Source organism: uncultured Zoogloea sp. (assembly GCF_937894855.1).
GTDB classification, from domain to species: domain Bacteria; phylum Pseudomonadota; class Gammaproteobacteria; order Burkholderiales; family Rhodocyclaceae; genus Zoogloea; species Zoogloea oryzae.
On the sequence record NZ_CALAYQ010000119.1, the window covers coordinates 1 to 18,428 of the forward strand.

Annotated in this window: 14 protein-coding genes; 13 read left to right on the forward strand and 1 reads right to left on the reverse strand. The window is 68.8% G+C overall.

Annotated elements, in window-relative coordinates; translation table 11 throughout:
- Window positions 1-145: 145 nt before the first annotated feature.
- Window positions 146-1,537, reverse strand: a complete 1,392-nt coding sequence (locus tag Q0672_RS13815; RefSeq protein ID WP_298623034.1) for an undecaprenyl-phosphate glucose phosphotransferase — start codon at window positions 1,535-1,537, stop codon at window positions 146-148.
- A 41-nt stretch (window positions 1,538-1,578) separates the two neighbouring features.
- Here Q0672_RS13815 and Q0672_RS13820 point away from each other — a divergent pair, with 41 nt between their 5' ends.
- From Q0672_RS13820 to Q0672_RS13880, 13 genes are read left to right on the forward strand one after another with little or no spacing between them, the layout of a single operon-like run.
- Window positions 1,579-3,126 carry a hypothetical protein gene (locus tag Q0672_RS13820; RefSeq protein ID WP_298623035.1) on the forward strand — a complete coding sequence of 516 codons (1,548 nt, stop codon included), beginning with the start codon at window positions 1,579-1,581 and terminating at the stop codon, window positions 3,124-3,126.
- Complete coding sequence (epsE, locus tag Q0672_RS13825; RefSeq protein WP_298623036.1) at window positions 3,123-3,968, forward strand: polysaccharide export protein EpsE; 846 nt, start codon at window positions 3,123-3,125, stop codon at window positions 3,966-3,968. The genes Q0672_RS13820 and epsE overlap by 4 nt, the downstream gene beginning before the upstream one ends.
- Window positions 3,969-3,980: 12 nt before the next feature.
- On the forward strand, window positions 3,981-5,360 hold the full coding sequence (gene epsF, locus Q0672_RS13830; protein ID WP_298623037.1) for a chain length determinant protein EpsF: 1,380 nt from the start codon (window positions 3,981-3,983) through the stop codon (window positions 5,358-5,360).
- A 15-nt stretch (window positions 5,361-5,375) separates the two neighbouring features.
- Window positions 5,376-6,263 carry a chain length determinant protein tyrosine kinase EpsG gene (locus tag Q0672_RS13835; RefSeq protein WP_298623038.1) on the forward strand — a complete coding sequence of 296 codons (888 nt, stop codon included), beginning with the start codon at window positions 5,376-5,378 and terminating at the stop codon, window positions 6,261-6,263.
- Window positions 6,263-7,495 carry a hypothetical protein gene (locus Q0672_RS13840; protein ID WP_298623039.1) on the forward strand — a complete coding sequence of 411 codons (1,233 nt, stop codon included), beginning with the start codon at window positions 6,263-6,265 and terminating at the stop codon, window positions 7,493-7,495. Before Q0672_RS13835 ends, Q0672_RS13840 begins: the two co-directional genes overlap by 1 nt.
- A complete protein-coding gene (locus Q0672_RS13845) occupies window positions 7,492-8,727 on the forward strand; it encodes a hypothetical protein (protein ID WP_298623040.1) in 1,236 nt (411 codons plus the stop codon). The genes Q0672_RS13840 and Q0672_RS13845 overlap by 4 nt, the downstream gene beginning before the upstream one ends.
- Entirely contained in the window at window positions 8,724-10,355 is a 1,632-nt protein-coding gene (locus tag Q0672_RS13850; RefSeq protein ID WP_298623041.1) for a hypothetical protein, read from the forward strand. Before Q0672_RS13845 ends, Q0672_RS13850 begins: the two co-directional genes overlap by 4 nt.
- Window positions 10,352-11,083: a WecB/TagA/CpsF family glycosyltransferase gene (locus Q0672_RS13855; protein ID WP_298623042.1), complete on the forward strand. Its 732-nt coding sequence runs from the start codon at window positions 10,352-10,354 to the stop codon at window positions 11,081-11,083. The genes Q0672_RS13850 and Q0672_RS13855 overlap by 4 nt, the downstream gene beginning before the upstream one ends.
- 15 nt (window positions 11,084-11,098) lie before the next feature.
- On the forward strand, window positions 11,099-12,535 hold the full coding sequence (locus Q0672_RS13860) for a hypothetical protein (protein ID WP_298623043.1): 1,437 nt from the start codon (window positions 11,099-11,101) through the stop codon (window positions 12,533-12,535).
- 4 nt (window positions 12,536-12,539) lie between these two features.
- A complete protein-coding gene (locus tag Q0672_RS13865) occupies window positions 12,540-13,967 on the forward strand; it encodes a hypothetical protein (RefSeq protein ID WP_298623044.1) in 1,428 nt (475 codons plus the stop codon).
- On the forward strand, window positions 13,960-15,048 hold the full coding sequence (locus tag Q0672_RS13870) for a glycosyltransferase family 4 protein (RefSeq protein ID WP_298623045.1): 1,089 nt from the start codon (window positions 13,960-13,962) through the stop codon (window positions 15,046-15,048). The genes Q0672_RS13865 and Q0672_RS13870 overlap by 8 nt, the downstream gene beginning before the upstream one ends.
- 8 nt (window positions 15,049-15,056) lie before the next feature.
- The gene (locus Q0672_RS13875) at window positions 15,057-16,451 is read left to right on the forward strand and encodes a hypothetical protein (protein WP_298623046.1); all 1,395 of its coding nucleotides are present in this window, start codon (window positions 15,057-15,059) and stop codon (window positions 16,449-16,451) included.
- Window positions 16,444-18,423 carry an alginate lyase family protein gene (locus Q0672_RS13880; RefSeq protein ID WP_298623047.1) on the forward strand — a complete coding sequence of 660 codons (1,980 nt, stop codon included), beginning with the start codon at window positions 16,444-16,446 and terminating at the stop codon, window positions 18,421-18,423. The genes Q0672_RS13875 and Q0672_RS13880 overlap by 8 nt, the downstream gene beginning before the upstream one ends.
- Window positions 18,424-18,428: the final 5 nt, after the last annotated feature.

Genomic DNA, 18,428 nt, shown 5'->3' on the forward strand with positions numbered 1-18,428 from the left:
CAGTCTGGCTCATCGAAGCCGTTTCAGGAGGGAGGAGTCCATCTCATTGACCTACGGTTCACGCTGCAGAGGGATGGCTTTTCGGCCCCCTGAAGCAAAAAACGCAGCCCTCGTCAGGCTGCGTTTTCGCATTTTCAGGTCGGCCTCAGTAGGCGTTCGGGTCTTTCCGGATCAGGCCGACGGTGCGCAGGATGATGCGCAGGTCGAGCAGGAAGGACCAGTTGCGCAGGTATTCCAGGTCGAAGTCGATGCGCCGTTTCATCTTGTCCAGCGTCTCGGTCTCGCCGCGGCAGCCGTTCACCTGGGCCCAGCCGGTGATGCCCGGGCGCACCTTGTGGCGGATCATGTAGCCCTTGATGAGCTTGCGGTAGGTCTCGTTGTGGGCCACCGCGTGGGGGCGCGGGCCGACGACGCTCATGCGGCCCTGGAGCACGTTGATGAACTGGGGCAGCTCGTCGAGCGAGGTGCGCCGCAGGAAGGCGCCCAGGGGCGTCACCCGGCTGTCGCCCACCCGGGCCTGGGTGATGGTGTCGCCGTTCTCGCAGACGCTCATGGAGCGGAACTTGTAGACCAGGATGCGCTCCCCGTCGAGGCCGTAACGGTACTGGCGGAACAGCACCGGGCCCGGCGAAGTGGCCTTCACCGCGATGGCGATGGCCACCAGCAGCGGCGAGATCATCACCAGGATGGCCGCCGCCAGCACGAAATCGAAAGCCTGCTTGAAGAGGCCATTGACGCCGGTGAACGGTGATTCGCACACCGCCACCACGGGCAGGCCGCCCAGGTCGTCCATGCGCGCCTGGATCAGGTCGGTCATGAAGAAATCCGGCACGAAATAGATCGACACCGTGGTGTCGCGCAGCTCGTCCAGCAACTGGAGGATGCGCGGCTGGCTGCTCATGGGCAGGGCGATGTAGATCACGTCCACGTCGTTGTCGCGCACGTAATCCACCAGATCCTTGATCTTGCCCAGATGGTGGATGCCGGCGCGGGCGTGGCGGCTCGAATGGCGGTCGTCAAAGAAGCCGAGCAGGCGCTTGCCGGCGCGGCGGGAGCGTTCGAGACGGTCGGCCACGGCCAGGCCGGCGTGGCTGGCGCCCACGATCACCGCCCGCTGGCGGTAGCCCGCGTGGGCCATGACCATCGGCGTGAAGGTGTGGGCGGCATGGCGGGCGAGGGCGGCCGTCGCCGGCCCGACCACGAACCACACCAGCAGTACCTCTGGCGCGTAGGCGCTGCCAAAGCCCGTCATCAGTCCGATCAGGGTGAGGATGCCGAACAGCGCGACCCCCTTCAGCCAGCTTCCCCGGTACAGCGCCTTGAGGCCGCTGTCGATGTGCATCGGCATCGGCTGGGCCAGCAGGAACACCGTGATCGCCAGCACCGCGTAGGCAGGCTGCCCGCCCACGCCAAACCAGTTCGCCACCCCCAGCAGGCTGCCGGAGAAGGCGATGGGGTCGAGAAGGGCCTCGAAGATGGAGATCAGGGACAGGTGGGGCTTGATCCCCGGCGCCTGTCGTTCGATGGCGGCCTGCATGGCGGACTGTTGTATCCCGATGGTTGTCTGGTCGATGCGGAATGTACTGCAAGTTCGATATTGTTAATGTCAAATTTATTGGATATGTGAATTTGTTTGCAAAAAACTGTGCAGAACGCCGGTGCTTTTGCAAAATGCGTAAAATTTGGCTTGATTTCGTCCGCTTCTCCCTCAAGATGCTGCAACTTGCTAATCGGGGTGCGGATTTGCGTGATTTTGGTGTTCGTGTCGGGGGTGTTTTGCTGCTGATCGGGGCAGGTCTGCCCGCTTTTGGTAGCGAAGGCGTGGCCCTCCACGTTTCGACCATGCTGGGCGAACCGCGCAGGCCGGGGCCGCTTTTCGAGAGCGACGAGCTGGACCCGCCGTATCTGGAGCTGAGCCGGGCGCTGTCCGACGATTCGGCCAAGGTGGCGGCCGAAGACCGGGGTAGCGACCCCATCGACCTGCCGCTGGGCAAGGGCATCGGCTCGCGGATCAGCGTCAGCGAAACCCTCACCTACGACAGCAACCTGTTTCGACTCTCCGGTGCTGCGGCGGCCACGGCAGCCGGCCTGAAGGGGATGGGCGACTGGAACAGCACCACCAAGCTGGGCCTGGGCCTGGAGAAGTACTACGCCGGGCAGCAGTTCACCCTCGATTACGAGCTGGCGGTGTCGCGTTACCGGGAGTTCGGTTTTCTGGACAACAACGCCAACAGCCTCGTGGGCCGCTGGCGCTGGACGGCAGGGCCGGACTGGAAGGGCGAGCTGTCTGCCGAACAGCGCGAGGCGACCGACGACTTTGCCTACTACCGCCAGCAGCAGCGCAGCCTGGGTGTGACGCGGCAGTTCACGGCCGGCGGGTTTTATCAGGTGGCGCCGGACTGGTTTGTCGGCGCGCAGGTGGGGCAGGGCAGCCGGCGTTATCCGGATGGCTCGCGGCCCAGCAATGAAATCGATTTTGCCGGTTTTGACGCTGTGCTGCGCTACGCGCCGGCGTCGGGGGCGGTGGTGGCGGTGACCCGTCGGCGTGCCCAGGGCCAATACCCCAACGCGCCGGTGACGGTCACCGGTCTGAGCGAATCGCGCTTCGAGCAGGACGAATTCTTTGCGGAGGCGACGCTGCCGCTGCGAAGCGGAACGCGCCTGCTGGCCCGGCTGGGCACAGTGAGCCGCAGCTACCAGCGCTTTCCGCAGAACAACTACACGGGCCACAACGGGAGCGTCGGCTTCGAGTGGCGGGTGACGCCACGCACGCTGATCAGCACCACGCTGCGGCACGACGTGGAGCCGGCCCAGGACTTCGTCTCGAACTACGTGGCCGTGAAGGGCCTGCGGTTTGGGGCGGTCTGGGAGTACTCGCCGAAGCTGCGGGTGGACAGCCGCCTGGAATGGCGCGACGCCCAGTACCGGGGCGACCCGGGTTTCGGGGTGAGCACTGCCTCCCAGCGGGAAGACAAGGGTGTGCTGGCCGCGGTGGCCGGCACCTGGCAGCTGACGCCGCGCACGCGCTGGATCACCTCGCTGACGCGGGAACGGCGCAATTCGACCGAGGCGGCACAGAGTTTCAACTATTGGACATTGGCGGGGAGCTTGCAGTGGGTGTTTTGACGACAGGTTGGAAGCGCGGCAGGGCGGCGCTGGGTGCGCTGGTGACCGGGCTCGCGCTCGTTGCCGGGCTGGTGCCGGCCCATGCGCGGGAGGCCACCGGGCAGGAACCGGCCGCCCAGGAATATCGCCTCGGGCCGGGGGACGGGCTGAAGATCTCGGTCTTCCAGAACCCGGATCTCAGCCTCGAGACCCGCGTCTCCGAAACCGGCTCGATCAGCTACCCGCTGGTGGGCAACGTGCAGGTGGGCGGGCTGAGCGTGGCAGGCGCCGAGAAGGCGATTGCCGACGGCCTGAAGAAGGGCGGCTTCGTGCTCCAGCCCCAGGTCACGGTGGTGCTCCAGCAGGTGCGCGGCGCCCAGGTGGCGGTGCTCGGCCAGGTGGCCCGGCCCGGCCGCTACCCGCTCGAGAGCACCGCGATGAAGGTCACCGACGCCCTGGCCCTGGCCGGCGGCATGGCGCCCCAGGGCGCCGACAAGGTGATCCTCACCGGCATGCGCAGCGGCCGCCGGGTTCGCGCCGAGATCGACGTGACCGAGCTCTTCGTAACCTGGACGCCGGAGAAGGACCTGCCGGTGATGGCCGGCGACACCCTCTACGTGCATCGCGCCCCGCAGGTGTACGTGTATGGCGAGGTGCAGCGCTCCGGCGCCTACCGCATCGAGCGCCAGATGACCGTGCTGCAGGCCCTCGCCATGGGCGGCGGCCTCAGCCAGCGGGGCACCGAGCGCGGCGTGCGCATCCACCGCCGCAGCCAGGACGGCGCAGTGCGCGTGCTCACTCCCCAACTCAACGACCTGGTGCAGGCGGATGACGTGATCGTCGTCCGCGAGGCCCTCTTCTGATCGGACGCCGACATGGGCATCACTCAACTCCTGGCGGTACTCCGGGCCCGGCGCAGGGAACTCTTCATGGTGTGGGGCAGCGTGGTGCTGCTGGCCCTGGTGGTGAGCCTCGTGCTGCCGCGCCAGTACGTGGCTTCGTCCGAAGTGGTGGTCGAGGCGCGCGGGGGCGACCCGCTGGTGGTGCATCCGGGCAGCGGTGGCTCGACGCCGGGCTTCCTGGCCACCCAGGCCGACATCATGGCCAGCGAGCGGGTTGGCGCCAAGGCGGTGGCGGCCCTCAAGGTGGCGCAGATGCCGCGCTGGGCCGAAAAGTGGCAGAAGGCCTCGGGCGGGCAGGGCGATGCCGACCGCTGGATCGCCGGCCGCCTGAAGAAGTTCGTCAAGGTGAGCCCGTCCCACGAGAGCAACGTGCTGACCGTCACCTTCACCGGCGATGATCCGAAGTTTGCCGCCGACTACGCCAACGCGCTGGCCAAGGCCTACGTGGAGACCGATCTGGAGCTGAAGATCGAGCCGGCCAAGCAGTCGGCCGCGTGGTTCGACGAGCACACCAAGGCCCTGCGCGCCAACCTGGAAACCGCCCAGGCCCGCCTGTCGGAGTTCCAGCGCAGCCACGGCCTGGTGGGCGACGAGAAGCTCGATCTGGAGAGCGCGCGCCTCACCGAGCTCTCCACCCAATACACGGCCATCCAGGCCCAGAGCACCGAAACCACGTCGCGCCAGCGCCAGGGCGGCAGCGCCAACGAAGTCACCGCCAGCCCGCTGGTCCAGGCCCTCAAGGTGGATCTGGCCCGGCAGGAAGCCAAGCTCTCCGAGCTCTCCGGCTACCTCGGCGAGAACCATCCCCAGTACCAGCGCGTGAAGGGTGAGGTGGAATCCCTGCGCGCCCGCCTGCGTGCCGAATCCGGCAACGTGGCCGCGGTGGTGGGCACCAACACCCGCATCAACCAGGCCCGCGAAGGCGACGTCAAGAGCCGCCTCGAAGCCCAGAAGCAGCGCGTGCTGCAGCTCAAGCAGCAGCGTGACGAGATGGGCGTGCTGCAGCGCGAGGTCGATAGCGCCCAGAAGGCCTACGACCTGGTGATGGCCCGCCTGACCCAGACCAGCCTCGAGAGCAAGTCGCGCCAGGGCAATGTGGCCGTGCTATCGGTGGCGGTGCCGCCCACCGAAGCGGCCAGCCCCAAGCTGCTGCTCAACCTGGGTCTGGCGATCGTCATCGGCGCGCTGCTGGCCATGGCGGTGAGCATCGTGCGCGAGCTGTTCGACCGCCGCATCCGTAGTGCAGCAGATCTGGACGACGCCATCGGCGCGCCGCTGCTGGCCGAGATCCCCCGCCTGCCGGACGCTGCAAACGAGGGCTCGCGCCTGCGCCTTGCCCTGCGGCGGGCCTGAGGACCATCCATGGACATGAAATCCTTTTCCGGTCATTCCCACGTGTCTGCCTTCGAAAAACCTCCGGTCGCCTTCCCCAATCTGGGTGAAATCCTCGTGTCCACCGGCCGCCTGTCGGCCGACGCGGTGGCCCGTGTCACGGCCCGTCAGCGGGAGCGGGGGATTCCCTTCGGCGCGGCGGCCATCGAGCTCGGGCTGGTGACCCAGGCCGACGTGCACGCCGCCCTGTCGCGGCAGTTCGACTACCCGGTGCTCTCCGCTGGCGACCAGGGCGCCGACCCGGAGCTGGTGGCTGCCTTCGAGCCCACCTCGCCCCGCGTTGAAGCCCTGCGCAAGCTGCGCAGCCAGCTGGTGCTGCGGCGCATGGCCAACCCGATGCTGCGCACCGTCGCCATCGTCGGGCCGGTGCGCGGTGAAGGGCGCAGCTGGCTGGCGGCCAATCTGGCGGTGGTGTTCTCCCAGCTGGGCGAACGCACCCTGCTGGTCGATGGCGACCTGCGCAACCCGCGCCAGCAGACCCTGTTCCGCCTGCCGCCGGCCGGCGGCCTGGCCTCGCGGCTGGCCGAGCGGGGCGACAAGGGCGGCGCCATCCAGCCCCACTCGCGCTTCGATCACCTGTCGGTGCTGCAGGCCGGCATCGTGCCGCCCAACCCGCAGGAGCTGCTGGCCCGTCCGGCCTTCGGCGCGCAGATTGCGGTGGCCCGGGAAACCTTCGAGATGACGCTGGTGGATACCCCGGCCGACGAAGTGGGCGCCGACGCCCAGCTCGTCGCCGCCACCTGTGGCAGCGCGATCATCGTGGCCCGTCGCCACGCCTCGGCCCACAAGCGGGTGGCGGCGCTCTCGGCCGGCCTGCGGGACGCCGGCGTGGTGGTGATCGGCGGCGTGCTGCTCGATTTCTGATGGCCTTCGCCCTCTCCGCCACGGCGCCCGTCAGCCTCGCCACCCCCTTTGAGAAGCGGGTGGCGCAGGGCTTTGCCTGGGCGCTCTTCGCCACCCTGTGGCTGAAGCTGGCGGTGGCGGTGATGCTGACCCAGCCGGTGATCGATGCGGAAGGCGAATCCATCTACAACCGGCTGGCCGACGCCATGTTGCTGGGGGTGATGTTCGCCGGCATCGGCACCTACGCCGACGCCATCCTCCAGCGCGCACCGCTGATCCTCGTGGCGGTGCCGATTGGCCTCGCGTCCTTCCTGACGACCGAGGCGCTGACCGGGCTCAACTTTTCGACGGCGGTCTTCGAGTACTTCAAGATCGTCACGCCGCCGCTGTTGTCGGTGCTGCTGCTGCGGCTCTACGAGCGGGAGACGGCGCTGGTGATCCGCCTGATGCAGATCACCCTGGTGCTGATCTGGGTGATGGTGGTGTTTGCGCTCGTCGTGATGCCGCCCTCCCTCAACCGAGGTGGCGAGCCGTTCTGGCCGGTTTACTTTGCCTCGCTGCACACCAGCTCGTATCTGGTGGTGGTGTGCGCGGCGTTGTCGCTGTTCCTGTTCGAAGCCGGGCACCTGAGCCGCCGGCTGTTCATCGCGCAGCTGCTGTTCTCGCTGCTGCTGGTGTTCTACGGCTGGGGCGTGCGTACCTCGATGGTGGCGGCGGTCGCCTTTGGCGCGGTGGTGATGCTGCAGCGCATGCGGATGGCGCCGGTGGTGATGTTCGTCGGCTTTGCCGGCCTGCTGACGCTGGCCTTCGTGCCGCTGCTGTTCGGGCTGATCCACCTGCCGTCGTGGGACGAGCTGGTCGAGGTGACGTCCGGCCGCTTCTCCATGTGGCTGCAGAAGATCGACATCCTCGCCAACAGCACGCTGCTGGAATGGATGTTCGGCCATGGCGAGGGTTCGGACTGGATCGTGTCCGAAGTGTGGTGGTGGAGCGCGAAGGATTCCCACAACGACTTCATCCGCCTGCTCAACCAGCAGGGCGTGCTGGGGCTGGGGATGGTCCTGGCGATCCTGGCGGTGTGGGCCGCGGCCTTTCCGCCGGGGGTGGCGCTGCCGCTGCTGGCGGCGCTGGGGGCGTCCACGGCGTTCAGCAACGGGATCATGTTCCGTCCTCAGGCCAGCCTGCTGATGCCCCTGGCGCTGGTGGCGGCGACCGCCGCATGGCAGCGGATCAGCGGGGAGGGCGCGCGATGAGCCTTTCGATGGCGGCCCTCCTGCGTCGTGGCGAGGTGCTGGCGGTGACCGCGGCGCCCGGCGGCCAGCGCCTGCTCCACTTTGCGCTGGTGCAGGCGGTGTGCGGCACCGAGGCGCTGGGGCGCTTCGCCAACGATCTGTCGATCGCCATGATGCTGGGCCTCTTTTCGGCGGTGGGCTGGTCGGCGCTGGTGCTGGCGCGGGTGCCGGTGGCGGGCGAGGGCCGTTCCGCGCCGGTGATGCTGGGGCTCGCCCGGGGCGCGGTGGTGTTCACCGTGCTCGCCTGCCTGCCCTTGCCGCTGCTGGCGTGGGGCGGCTGGCTGTTCGAGCCGGGCTGGACGGCGCTGCTGCTGGCCGGCTGGACGGCCTACACCGTGGCCCGCCACTACGGTCTGGCGCTGACGTGCTACCGCCCGCTGCTGGTGCTGGAAACCCTGCTGGTGGTGCTGCTCACTGCCGGCATCGTGGTGGATGGCGGGCGTCACCGCTGGATGCCTTACGCCGCGCTGGCGGTGCCCACTGCGCTGCTGGGCCTCGCCGGCCTGGTCCACCTGATGCGCCACCGGGGGCACGAAGCCGCCGCGCTGCCCGCCGGCAGTGCCCGCACCTCGGCCGAGCAGGCGGCGCTCAATTTCGTCAGCGCCGGCATGTCGATGATCCTCGTGCCCTTCACCGTGCGGGTGGCGGGCGAGGGCTACGGCGGGCTGGTGGCGCTGATCGGCAGCCTGACCAGCGTGCTGCTGCTGTTTCCGCGCGCCCTCAGCTTCAACGCGCTGCCGGCGCTGGCCAGGGTGGTGCGTCAGGCCGGGCATCGCGAGGTGCGGGCGACCCTCGACACCCTGCGCCACGACCTGATCCGCGTGAACACCGCCCTCAGCGTGCTGGCCGTGCTGGCCTGGTGCGGCCTGGCGTGGTGGGGCCAGCGGCCCGATTTTGCCCTGGCCGGCGCCACCGCGATCTTCGTGCTCCAGCTCGCCAGCTTCTACGTGGGCCAGCTGGTGCTGCCGGAAGCCAATTATCTCCAGACCGTCGAGGAAACCCGCCTGCCGCTGCGGGTGAATGTGCTCTCGCTGGTGATCTTCGTCGCCGCCTGCGGGCTGGTGATGCTCGTTGCACCGCCGGGGGTGGATGCGGTGCTGTGTCTGTTTGCCGTTCTTCTGGGCGCGACCCTGTCGCGCAACCTGTTATTGCGCCGGGCCGTGTTGCGCCGCGCGCCGGAGGTTTTTGCATGAACTTGCCGCGTTCGGAGGCCGCGATGACCGTGCGCCTCGCTGTTTTCCTCCCGGCCGGGCCGGTGCCCAGCTGGGTTGTCCGTCTGGTGGGCGACTGCCTCGACCTGCCCGATGTGCGTCTCGTTGCGCTGCTGCGCGATGCGTCGCCGCTGCCGGCCGCCGACTGGGCCGACCGGGTCGACGAGATGGTCTTCGACCGGGGTGCCTCGCCGCTGCGTCTGGCGGAGCTGCCGACCCCGGCCGGCGTGGCCGAGTGGATCGCGCCGACCGCCGAGCCCGCCGACGCCTGGCTCGCCACCCGGGGCTGTGACGTGCTGCTCGACCTGCGCACCGCGCCGATGCCGATGGCCGTCAGCCCGACCCATCACTGGGCGCTGATGCTCTCCGGCCGCCCGGCGGTCACCCCGCTGGCGGGCGCCGATCCGGTGGTGGAGGGCGCCGACAGCACGGTGATCCAGCTCGAAACCATCCCCGGCGGCGCGGTGATCGACACCTCGCTGGGGGCTTCGTGCACCTTCTCGATCCGCCGCAACCGCCGTCGTGCCATCGCCAAGGGTATGGGCATGGTGCGTCGGGCGCTGGTGCGCCTGACGGCGGAGGGCGCCGTGGCGCCGCTGCCCGAAGTGCCGGCCGGCGGCGTGGATGCCTTTCCGGGTAGCCCTGCGGCCCAGCGCTTTGCCACCCTGGTGCGGCGCACCGTGTCGCGCTCGGCGTCGAAGGCCCTGAGCCGCGACCAGTGGGGGCTGGCGCTGGTGTTCGAGGACGCGCTGTGCCTCGACCCGGCCCGCGCGACCCTGATCCATCCGCCCGCAGACCGTTTCTGGGCCGACCCGATGGTGTGGCCGGCGGAGGGCGGCGGCTGGTGGGTGTTCATCGAGGAGGTGATCTACCGGGAAGGCCGCGGCACCCTCAAGGCCATGCGCGTGCAGGCGGACGGCAGCTGGGCCGAGCCGGTGTCGGTGATGGTGCGTCCGTGGCACCTCTCCTACCCCTTCCTGTTCGAATGGGAAGGCCAGCTGTGGATGGTGCCCGAGAGCGGCGCCAACCGCAGCGTGGAGCTCTACCGCTCGGTGAACCTGCCCGACCACTGGGAGAAGGTCGCCGACATCATGACCGGCATCGACATGGTGGACGCCACGCTGTTCGAGCACGAAGGCCGCTGGTGGATGCTCGGCAACGTCACCGAGCCGGGCGCCGACAAGCACGACGAGCTGCACGCCTACTACGCCGACAACCCCCTGGGCCCGTGGCAACCCCACGCCGCCAACCCGGTGGTGGCCGATGCGCGCTTCGCCCGCCCGGCCGGGCCGCTCTTCATCCGTGACGGCAAGCTGCTGCGGCCGGCCCAGGAATGCGTGCCGGAATACGGCCACGCGCTGAGCCTGCGGCGCATCGAGCGGCTCACTCCCACCGAGTACATCGAACACACCGAACAGCGGATCGAGCCGGGCTGGAAGCCGGGGATTGCCTGCGTGCACACCCTCAGCCACGCGCCGGGGCTCACTGTTTTCGACTTTCTGACAAGACGGTCACGCTTTGCGGCGGTACGCGGCACGCGCCCCGTGCCCTCCGCCACGGGTCGCAGCGATGGTGGCCGGGATAATTCCGACGGGAAAACAGCGCAATGAGAATTGATTTGATGGGATGCAAGGTGGACAACCTGAACATGGAAGAGACCCTCGGCGTCGTCGAGGGCTTCATCCATGCCGGCACGCCGCACCAGCATGTGGTGGTCAACGTCGACAAGATCGTCAAGGCCAGCCGCGACCCCGCATTGCGTCAGATCATCAATGACTGCGACCTCATCAACGCCGACGGCATGCCGGTGGTGTGGGCTTCGCGCCTGCTCGGCAAGCCGCTCAAGGAGCGCGTCACCGGCGTCGATCTGTTCGAGGCGCTGATGGCCCAGGCCGCGAAGAAGGGTTGGCGCGTCTATCTGCTGGGCGCCCGTGAAGAGGTGGTGAGCGGTGTCGCGCGGCTGTATCCGGCCCGTTACCCCGGCCTCACCATCGCCGGCTACCGCAACGGCTACTGGAAGCCCGAAGAGGAAGCCCAGGTGGTCGAGCAGATCGCCGCGGCCCGCGCCGACATCCTGTTCGTGGCGATCAGCTCGCCCAAGAAGGAGGCCTTCCTCGCCCGCTATCAGGCGGCGATGAAGATCCCCTTCGCGATGGGCGTCGGTGGCACCTTCGACGTGGCGGTGGGCCTCGTCAAGCGCGCCCCGGTGTGGATGCAGAACGCTGGCCTGGAGTGGTTCTACCGCTTCCTGCAGGAGCCGCGGCGGATGTTCCGCCGTTACTTCATCGACGACATGGCCTTCGTTGCGCTGTTTGCGCGCGAGTGGGTCCGGCGCTGAGACGGGAGGCACGGGATGGGGATTGAAGACTGGGGCTACCGCTGGCTCAAGCGCTACATGGATGCCCCCCAGTGGGTGAAGGAACCCCTCGGGCGCCTCTACAGCCTGCTGCCCGACCGCTGGCGCCACGGCAAGGATTTCGCGCGTTTCCGCGACGAGGCGAGCCTGGCCGACCCGGCCGAGATCCAGCGCCTGTCCGAATCGCGCCTGCGCGAAACGTTGATGTGGGCGATCCAGACCGTGCCGGCCTACGCCGCCCTGGCCGCCCAGCTGCTCATCGACATGCCGCTCTCCGAACTGCTGGCGCTCTTCCCGCTGATGACCAAGCTCGACTACAAGCGCAACCCGGAGGCGTATCTCTCCACCGCCTGCGGCGAGGGCGAGCGCCTGCCCATGCAGACCAGCGGCTCGGTGGCCGAGCCCTTCAAGTTTGCGCTGCAGAAGGGCGTGACCCGCTCCAAGGAATCGGCCTACATCGAAGCCTTCAGCCGCCGCATCGGCCTGACCCGGCAGGACGTGGTGCTGTCCCTGCGTGGCCGCAACATCCGCGGCGCGGCGGCCGACAACGGCCCGCTGCACAGCTACGAGCCGATCAAGCAGATGCTGTGGATCAGCCCCAACCACCTGGACGCCGCCTACATGCCCGGCCACGTGGACGCGGCCATCAAGTACGGGGTGAGCTTCATCCAGGGCTACTCGTCGGCGGTGTATGAACTGGCCCGCTGGCTGGAATTCAACCCGGTGCCGCGCTTCACCCAGGCGGTGCGGGGCGTGCAGCTGTTCTCCGAATCCGCCGACGAAGGCATGGTGGCGCTGATCGAGAAGGTCTTCGGCTGCCCGGTGCTGGTGCACTACGGCCACTCCGAGCGCTCGGTGATGGCCGGCTCGATGCCCGACGACCACCGCTACTTCGTGTGGCCGCTGTATGGCCACGTGGAGCTGGTGGACGAAGCCGGCCAGCCGATCACCGAACCCGGCGTGCAGGGCGAGGTGGTGGCCACCGGCTTCGACAACAAGGCGATGCCCTTCATCCGCTACCGCACCGGCGATCTCGCCATGTGGTCGGACTGCGCGCCCCATCCGGCGCTGCCCGGCTATCCGGTGCTCGAACGCATCGACGGCCGCAACAACGACTACTTCGTGGCCCGTGACGGCCGCCGGATTCCGGTGGCGTCCCTGGGCGGGCTGCGTCCGCCGGCCTTCCTGAAGGTGGAAGCCACCCAGTACGAACAACACGAGCCGGGGCGGATCACCGTCCGCCTGCAATCGGCCGAACCCCTCGATCCCGCCGTGCTGGCGGTGATCGACGACTACTTCCGGACCAAGCTGCTGGGCCTCGTCGAAGCCGAGCTGCAGGTGGTGCCGCACATCGAGCGCACCGCCCGCGGCAAGCGCCGGCTGATGATCCAGCACCTCACCGAACGGCCCGCGGAGACCACCGCAAGAAACTAGGATCATGAGCGTCGAGGACCATCTCTACCGCTGGCTGGGCAAGTACCTGGATGCCCCCCAGTGGATCAAGACCCCGTTGGGGCTGGCTTACGGCTGCCTGCCGAAGGCCATGCGCTACGGCACCGGCTACCGGCGTTTTCTCGCCGAGGCCCAGCTGCGCTGCCCCGAGAAGCTGAAGCTGCTGGCCGACGAGCGCCTGCGTCGCACCCTGCGCTGGGCCGCCGAGACCGTGCCGGCCTACGCTGGCGTGCTCGCGCTGCTGTGCGACGGCGCGCCGGTGGAGGCGTGGCTGGCGGCCTTCCCGTTGACCACGCGCCTCGACCTGAAACGCCATCCCCAGGCCTACCGCTCCACCGCCTGCCCGCCGGACGCCGGCCTGCCGATGCAGACCAGCGGCTCCTCGTCCGAGCCCCTGCGCTTTCTACTCGAACGCGGCCTGACCCGCTGCAAGGAGACCGCGTACATCGACAGCTTCAATCGTCGCCTGGGCTACCGCCGCCGCGTCACCATCCTGTCCCTGCGCGGCCGCAACGTGCGCGGCGCGGAGGAGGGCGTGACCCACAGCTACGACCCGATCAAGCGGATGCTGGCGATCAGCCCCAATCACCTCACCGATGAACTGATGCCGGGCCACGTGGCGGCCGCGCTCCGCCACCGGGTGAGCGGCATCCAGGGCTACCCGTCGGCGGTGTACCTGTTTGCCAACTGGCTGGACAAGCACCCCGAGCACGCGGATTTCGTCCGCCGCGTGCGGGGCGTGCAGCTCTTTTCCGAGACCGTCGAGCCCTTCATGCTCGACACCATCCGGCGCGTGTTCCCGTGCCCGGTGCTGCTGCATTACGGCCACTCGGAGCGCGCCGTGATGGCTGCCTCGATGCCCGACGACCCGCGTTATTTCGTGTGGCCGCTGTACGGCAAGGTCGAGCTGATCGACCACGAAGGCTGTGTCATCACCGAGCGGGGCGTCTCCGGCGAGATCGTCGTCACCGGCTTCGACAACCGGGTGATGCCCTTCATCCGCTACCGCACCGGCGACATCGCCCAGTGGTCCACCGGCCCCGAACACCGCGATCTGCCGGGTTTTGCGGTGCTCGAACGCATCGAGGGGCGCGACTCTGACTTCATCTACGGCCGCGACGGCCGGGCGATCCCCATGACCTCGGTGGGCGGCCTGCGTCCGCCGGCCTTTGCGCGGATCGACGCGGTGCAGTACGAGCAGTTCGAGCCCGGCCGCCTGATCGTGCGCCTGCAGGCGGGGGGCGGCTTGACCCGCGAGACCTGCTGCGAGCTGCAGCAGTTCTTCCACAGCAAGTTCCACGGCATGGTGGATGCCGAGCTGCGCGAGGTGTCGTCCATGGCGCGCACCGCCAACGGCAAGCTGCGCACCATCGTCCAGCACATCAGCGCCGAGGCAGAGGTGACCCATGCGTGAGAAGGGTGCGCCGATGCTGGTGATGCTCGGGCCGGATATCCAGTCCCGCGGCGGGATCGCCTCGGTGATGCGGATCTGGCAGGACGCGGGTTTCGGCGGCCGCCGGCCGGTGCTGCATCTGCCGACCTACGCCGACGGCAGCGCCGTCGCCAAGCTTGTGGTGTTCACCGGCGCGCTGCTGCGTTTCTGCCTGCTGCTGGCCCTGGGCCGGGTGGCGGCGGTGCACGCCCACTCGGCCTCCAACGCCAGCTTCCGCCGCAAGAGCCTGCTGCTGGCGCTGGCCCGGCTGGCCGGCAAACCGTACATCTTTCATCTGCACGGGGGCGCCTTCGATCGCTACCACGCGGGTGCTTCGGCGCTGGAGCGGGCGTGGATCAACCGCAGCGTGCGCGGCGCCGAGGTGGTCTTCGTGCTCTCCGAAAGCTGGGCGGAATGGCTGCGCAAGCACATCGGCCATCCGGACGTGCGTGTGCTGCCCAACCCGGTGCTGCCGGTGCAGCTTCCGCCCGATGTGCCCCGCGAGCCCCATACGCTGCTCTTTCTGGGCCGGCTGGAAGACGCCAAGGGCGTGTTCGTGCTGATCGACGCGCTGGCGCGGCTGGCTGGCACGCGCCCCGACCTGCGGGTGATCCTCGCGGGCGAAGGCGATGTGGCCCGGGTGCGCGCAGCCGCGGTGGCCGCTGGCGTGGCCGAGCGGGTCGAGCTGCCCGGCTGGGTGGCGGGCGAGGCCAAGGCCCGTCTGCTGGCCCGGGCCGGCATATTTTTGCTGCCGTCACGTTTTGAAGGCGTGCCGATGGCGCTGCTCGAAGCCCAGGCCGCCGGCCTGCCGGTGGTGGCAACCCGCGTGGGCGGGATTCCCCAGGTGGTGACCGATGGCTACAACGGCACGCTGGCGGAGCCGGACGACGTGGCCTCGCTGGTGACGGCCCTCAAGCCGCTGCTGGCCGACGCTGCGCTGGCACGGCGGATGGGCGAGGCCGGGCGCGAGCGGGTGCTCGACAGCTATGGCATCGAACGGGTGCGGGCGATGGTTGAGTCCGCCTGGCGATGCCTCGACCGTGCGTCCGGCGGAAAGGATTGAGCGGGTCGATGCTATCCAGTCATTCGAAGCTTTATCGTCGTGTCTCGCCCGACGTGCAGGAACACCTGCTGGCGGTGACCACCCGCCTGCGCGGCCTGGTGACCGACCAGCGCGAACTGCGCCGGATCACCGAGCGCATCGAGGCCAGCCAGTGGCTGTCCCGCGCCGAGTGGGAGGCCCTCCAGCTCGAGACCATGCGCGCCCTGGCCCTCGACGCCGGGCGCCGGGTGCCGTATTACCGCGAGCTGTTCGGCCGGCTGGGGATCGACCCGACGCGCTGGCAGTGCCTTGCCGATCTGGCCGAGATCCCCGTGCTCACCAAGCACGAGGTGATCGCCGAGGGCGAGCGCATGGTGGCCGAAGGCGGGCCGTGGCTGCGCTTCAAGGGTTCGACCAGCGGCACCACCGGCCAGGCCATGGCCGGCTGGCGTGACCGGGCGTCGATCGCCTTCGAGCAGGCCTTCATCGATCGCCAGTCCCGCTGGGCCGGCTTTCACAAGGGCGAGCGGCGGGCCTGGCTGCGCGGCGATCCGGTGGTGCCGCCCAATCAGTCCGGCGGCAAGCTGTGGCGGATGAACCGGGCCGACAACACCCTGATGCTGTCCTCCTACCACCTCACGCCGAGCAACGGCGCGGGTTACATCGAGGCGCTGGAGCAGTTCGACCCGGTGATGATCCAGGCCTATCCTTCATCGGTGGGCTACCTGGCCCGCTGGCTGGAGGAGCACGACCGCAACTACCGTGGCAAGTCGCTGCGCGGCATCGTCACCTCGTCCGAAACACTGCGCGCCGAGGAGCGGCGCATCATCGTCGAGCGCTTCGGCTGTCAGGTCTTCGACTGGTACGGCGCCTTCGAGCGGGTCGCCGCCATCGGCACCTGCGAGCACGGCCACCATCACGTGATGGAGGACTACGGCTGCGTGGAGTTCGAGCCCAATGGCGACGGCACCTCCAACCTCATCGCCACCGGCTTCGGCAATCGCCTGATGCCCTTCCTGCGGTATCGCGCGGATGACCGGGTGGTGCTGGCCGACCCGGATTTCGCCTGCCCCTGCGGGCGCAGTTTCCGGGTGGTGGAGCGGGTGCTGGGCCGGGTGGACGACGCCATCCGCACGCCCGACGGACGCCACGTGGTGATGCTGGACTGGATCTTCTCCGGGCTCTTCGGGCTCGTCGAGGCCCAGGTGGTGCAGGAGCGCCTGGACGAAGTGGTGATCCGCATCGTCGCCGGCACCGAATTCAGCCAGCGGGACGAGCACGCGCTGCTGCTGCGTGCCCGTGAGCGGCTTGGTCAGCAGGTCATCATCAGAATCGAGCGCGTGGCCGAGATCCCGCGCACGCGCAACGGAAAGTTCCGGCAGATCGTCAGCCGGCTGAGTGGAAGTGAGGAAGTCAATGTCTAGTCTTAACCAGGTCGGGTGGTACTGGAACCGCCTGCGCTGCATGTCCATCGCCGAGATCATGGGCCGCGCCAGCACCAGCGCCACCCTGGCGATGGAGCGCCGCAAGGCCCCCACCGAAGTGCCGGTGGCCCGGCTCGACCGCCTGGGCGCCCGCTGGCTGCCGCGGGAGCTCCCCGAGCCCGCCGGCGCCATCCTGCAGCGGGCCAACGAGGTGCTCGCCGGCCACTGGCGGATCTTAGCCAACGAAGCCATGAACCTCGGTTTTCCGCCGGAGTGGAACCGCAACCCTGCCAACGGCGCGCTGCTGCCGCTCACCTACGGCAAGACCATGTCCTTCCGCGATCCCGCGGTGACCGGCGACATCAAGTACCTGTGGGAGCCCAACCGGCACCTGGAACTGGTGTGCCTGGCCCAGGCCTGGCAGCTCACCAGCGACATGCGCTACCTGGAAGGGATCGGCACGCTGCTGGAGAGCTGGTTCGTCCAGTGCCCGTATGGCCTGGGGCCGAACTGGTCGAGCGCGCTGGAGGCCGGCATCCGGCTGATCAACTGGTCGATCGCCTGGCAGCTGATCGGCGGGCTGTCGTCGCCGCTGTTCCAGCATCCGGTGGGCAAGGTGCTGCGGGCCGACTGGTTGAGCAGCATCTGGCGCCACGCGGAGTTCATCCGCGGGCATCTGTCGCGGCACTCGTCGGCCAACAACCACCTGATCGGCGAGCTGACCGGGCTGTTCGTGGCCGGCTCCACCTGGCCGTACTGGGAAGAGGCCAAGCAGTGGCGGCGCGTCTCCCGCGATGGCCTGGAGCGCGAGGCGCTCATCCAGAATGCCCCGGACGGTGTCAATCGCGAACAGACCACCGCCTACCAGCAGTTCGTGTGGGATTTTCTGCTGATCGCCGGGCTCGCCGCGCGGGCCACCGGCAAGCCCTTTTCAGACGCCTACTGGTCGCGCATGGAGGCGATGCTGGTGTATGTGGCGGCGGTGATGGACAGCGGTGGCAACGTGCCGATGTTCGGCGATGCGGACGACGGTCGGGTCACTGGCCTTTCCCTCAGCGCCGGCGGCTGCGCCTTCCAGAGCCAGCTTGCCACCGGTGCGCTGCTGTTCGAGAACGCCTCCCTGGCGCGCAAGGCCGGTTTTGTAGATCTTCGCACCCGCTGGCTGCTCGGCCGCGAGGCCTGCGTGCCCTTCGATGATCTGCTGCTCAAGGCGGCGCCGGCCACCACCCGGGTGGATTTTCCGGATGGCGGCGTGTTCGTGTTAGGCGCCCATCTGGATACCCTGGACGAGATTCGCCTGGTGGCCGATGCCGGCCCCCTGGGCCTTGGCGGCATCGCGGCCCACGGTCATGCGGATGCGCTGTCCTTCACCCTGTCGGTGGCCGGGCGGGAGTTTCTCGTCGATCCGGGCACCGGCACCTACCACGGGCCGCGGGCCTGGCGGGATGGCTTCCGCGGCACGGCGATGCACAACACCTTGTCCATCGCCGGCGAGGATCAGGCGGTGTCGGGCGGCAAGTTCATGTGGGTGCGGAAGTACCGGACGACGGTGCTCGAACGGGAATCCACCCGTATCGTCGATCGTCTGGTGGCCGAGCACGATGGCTACCGGCGCCTGCCGGGGCGGCCGGTGCATCGCCGCAGCTGGGAAGTGGATCGCCTGGCCGACAGGGTGACGATCCGCGACGAGGTGCAGGCTGCCGGCCCGCAGTCCGTCACGCTGCACTGGCATTTCAGCGAGGCCTGCAACGTCACCTGCACGCCGGATGGTCTGTCGGTATCCAATGGTCCGGTGTGCTTGTCGATGGTGCTGCCGCCCGATGGCGAGGTGAGCATCCTGCGCGGCGCAGATGTGCCGCTGGCAGGCTGGGTTTCCCGGGGGTACGACCAGCGCTCGCCGAGCACCACCGTCGAGTGGCGCGGCACCCTTGAGCCCGGGATGTACGTCGAGACGATCCTGCGCCGAGTCTGATCCGC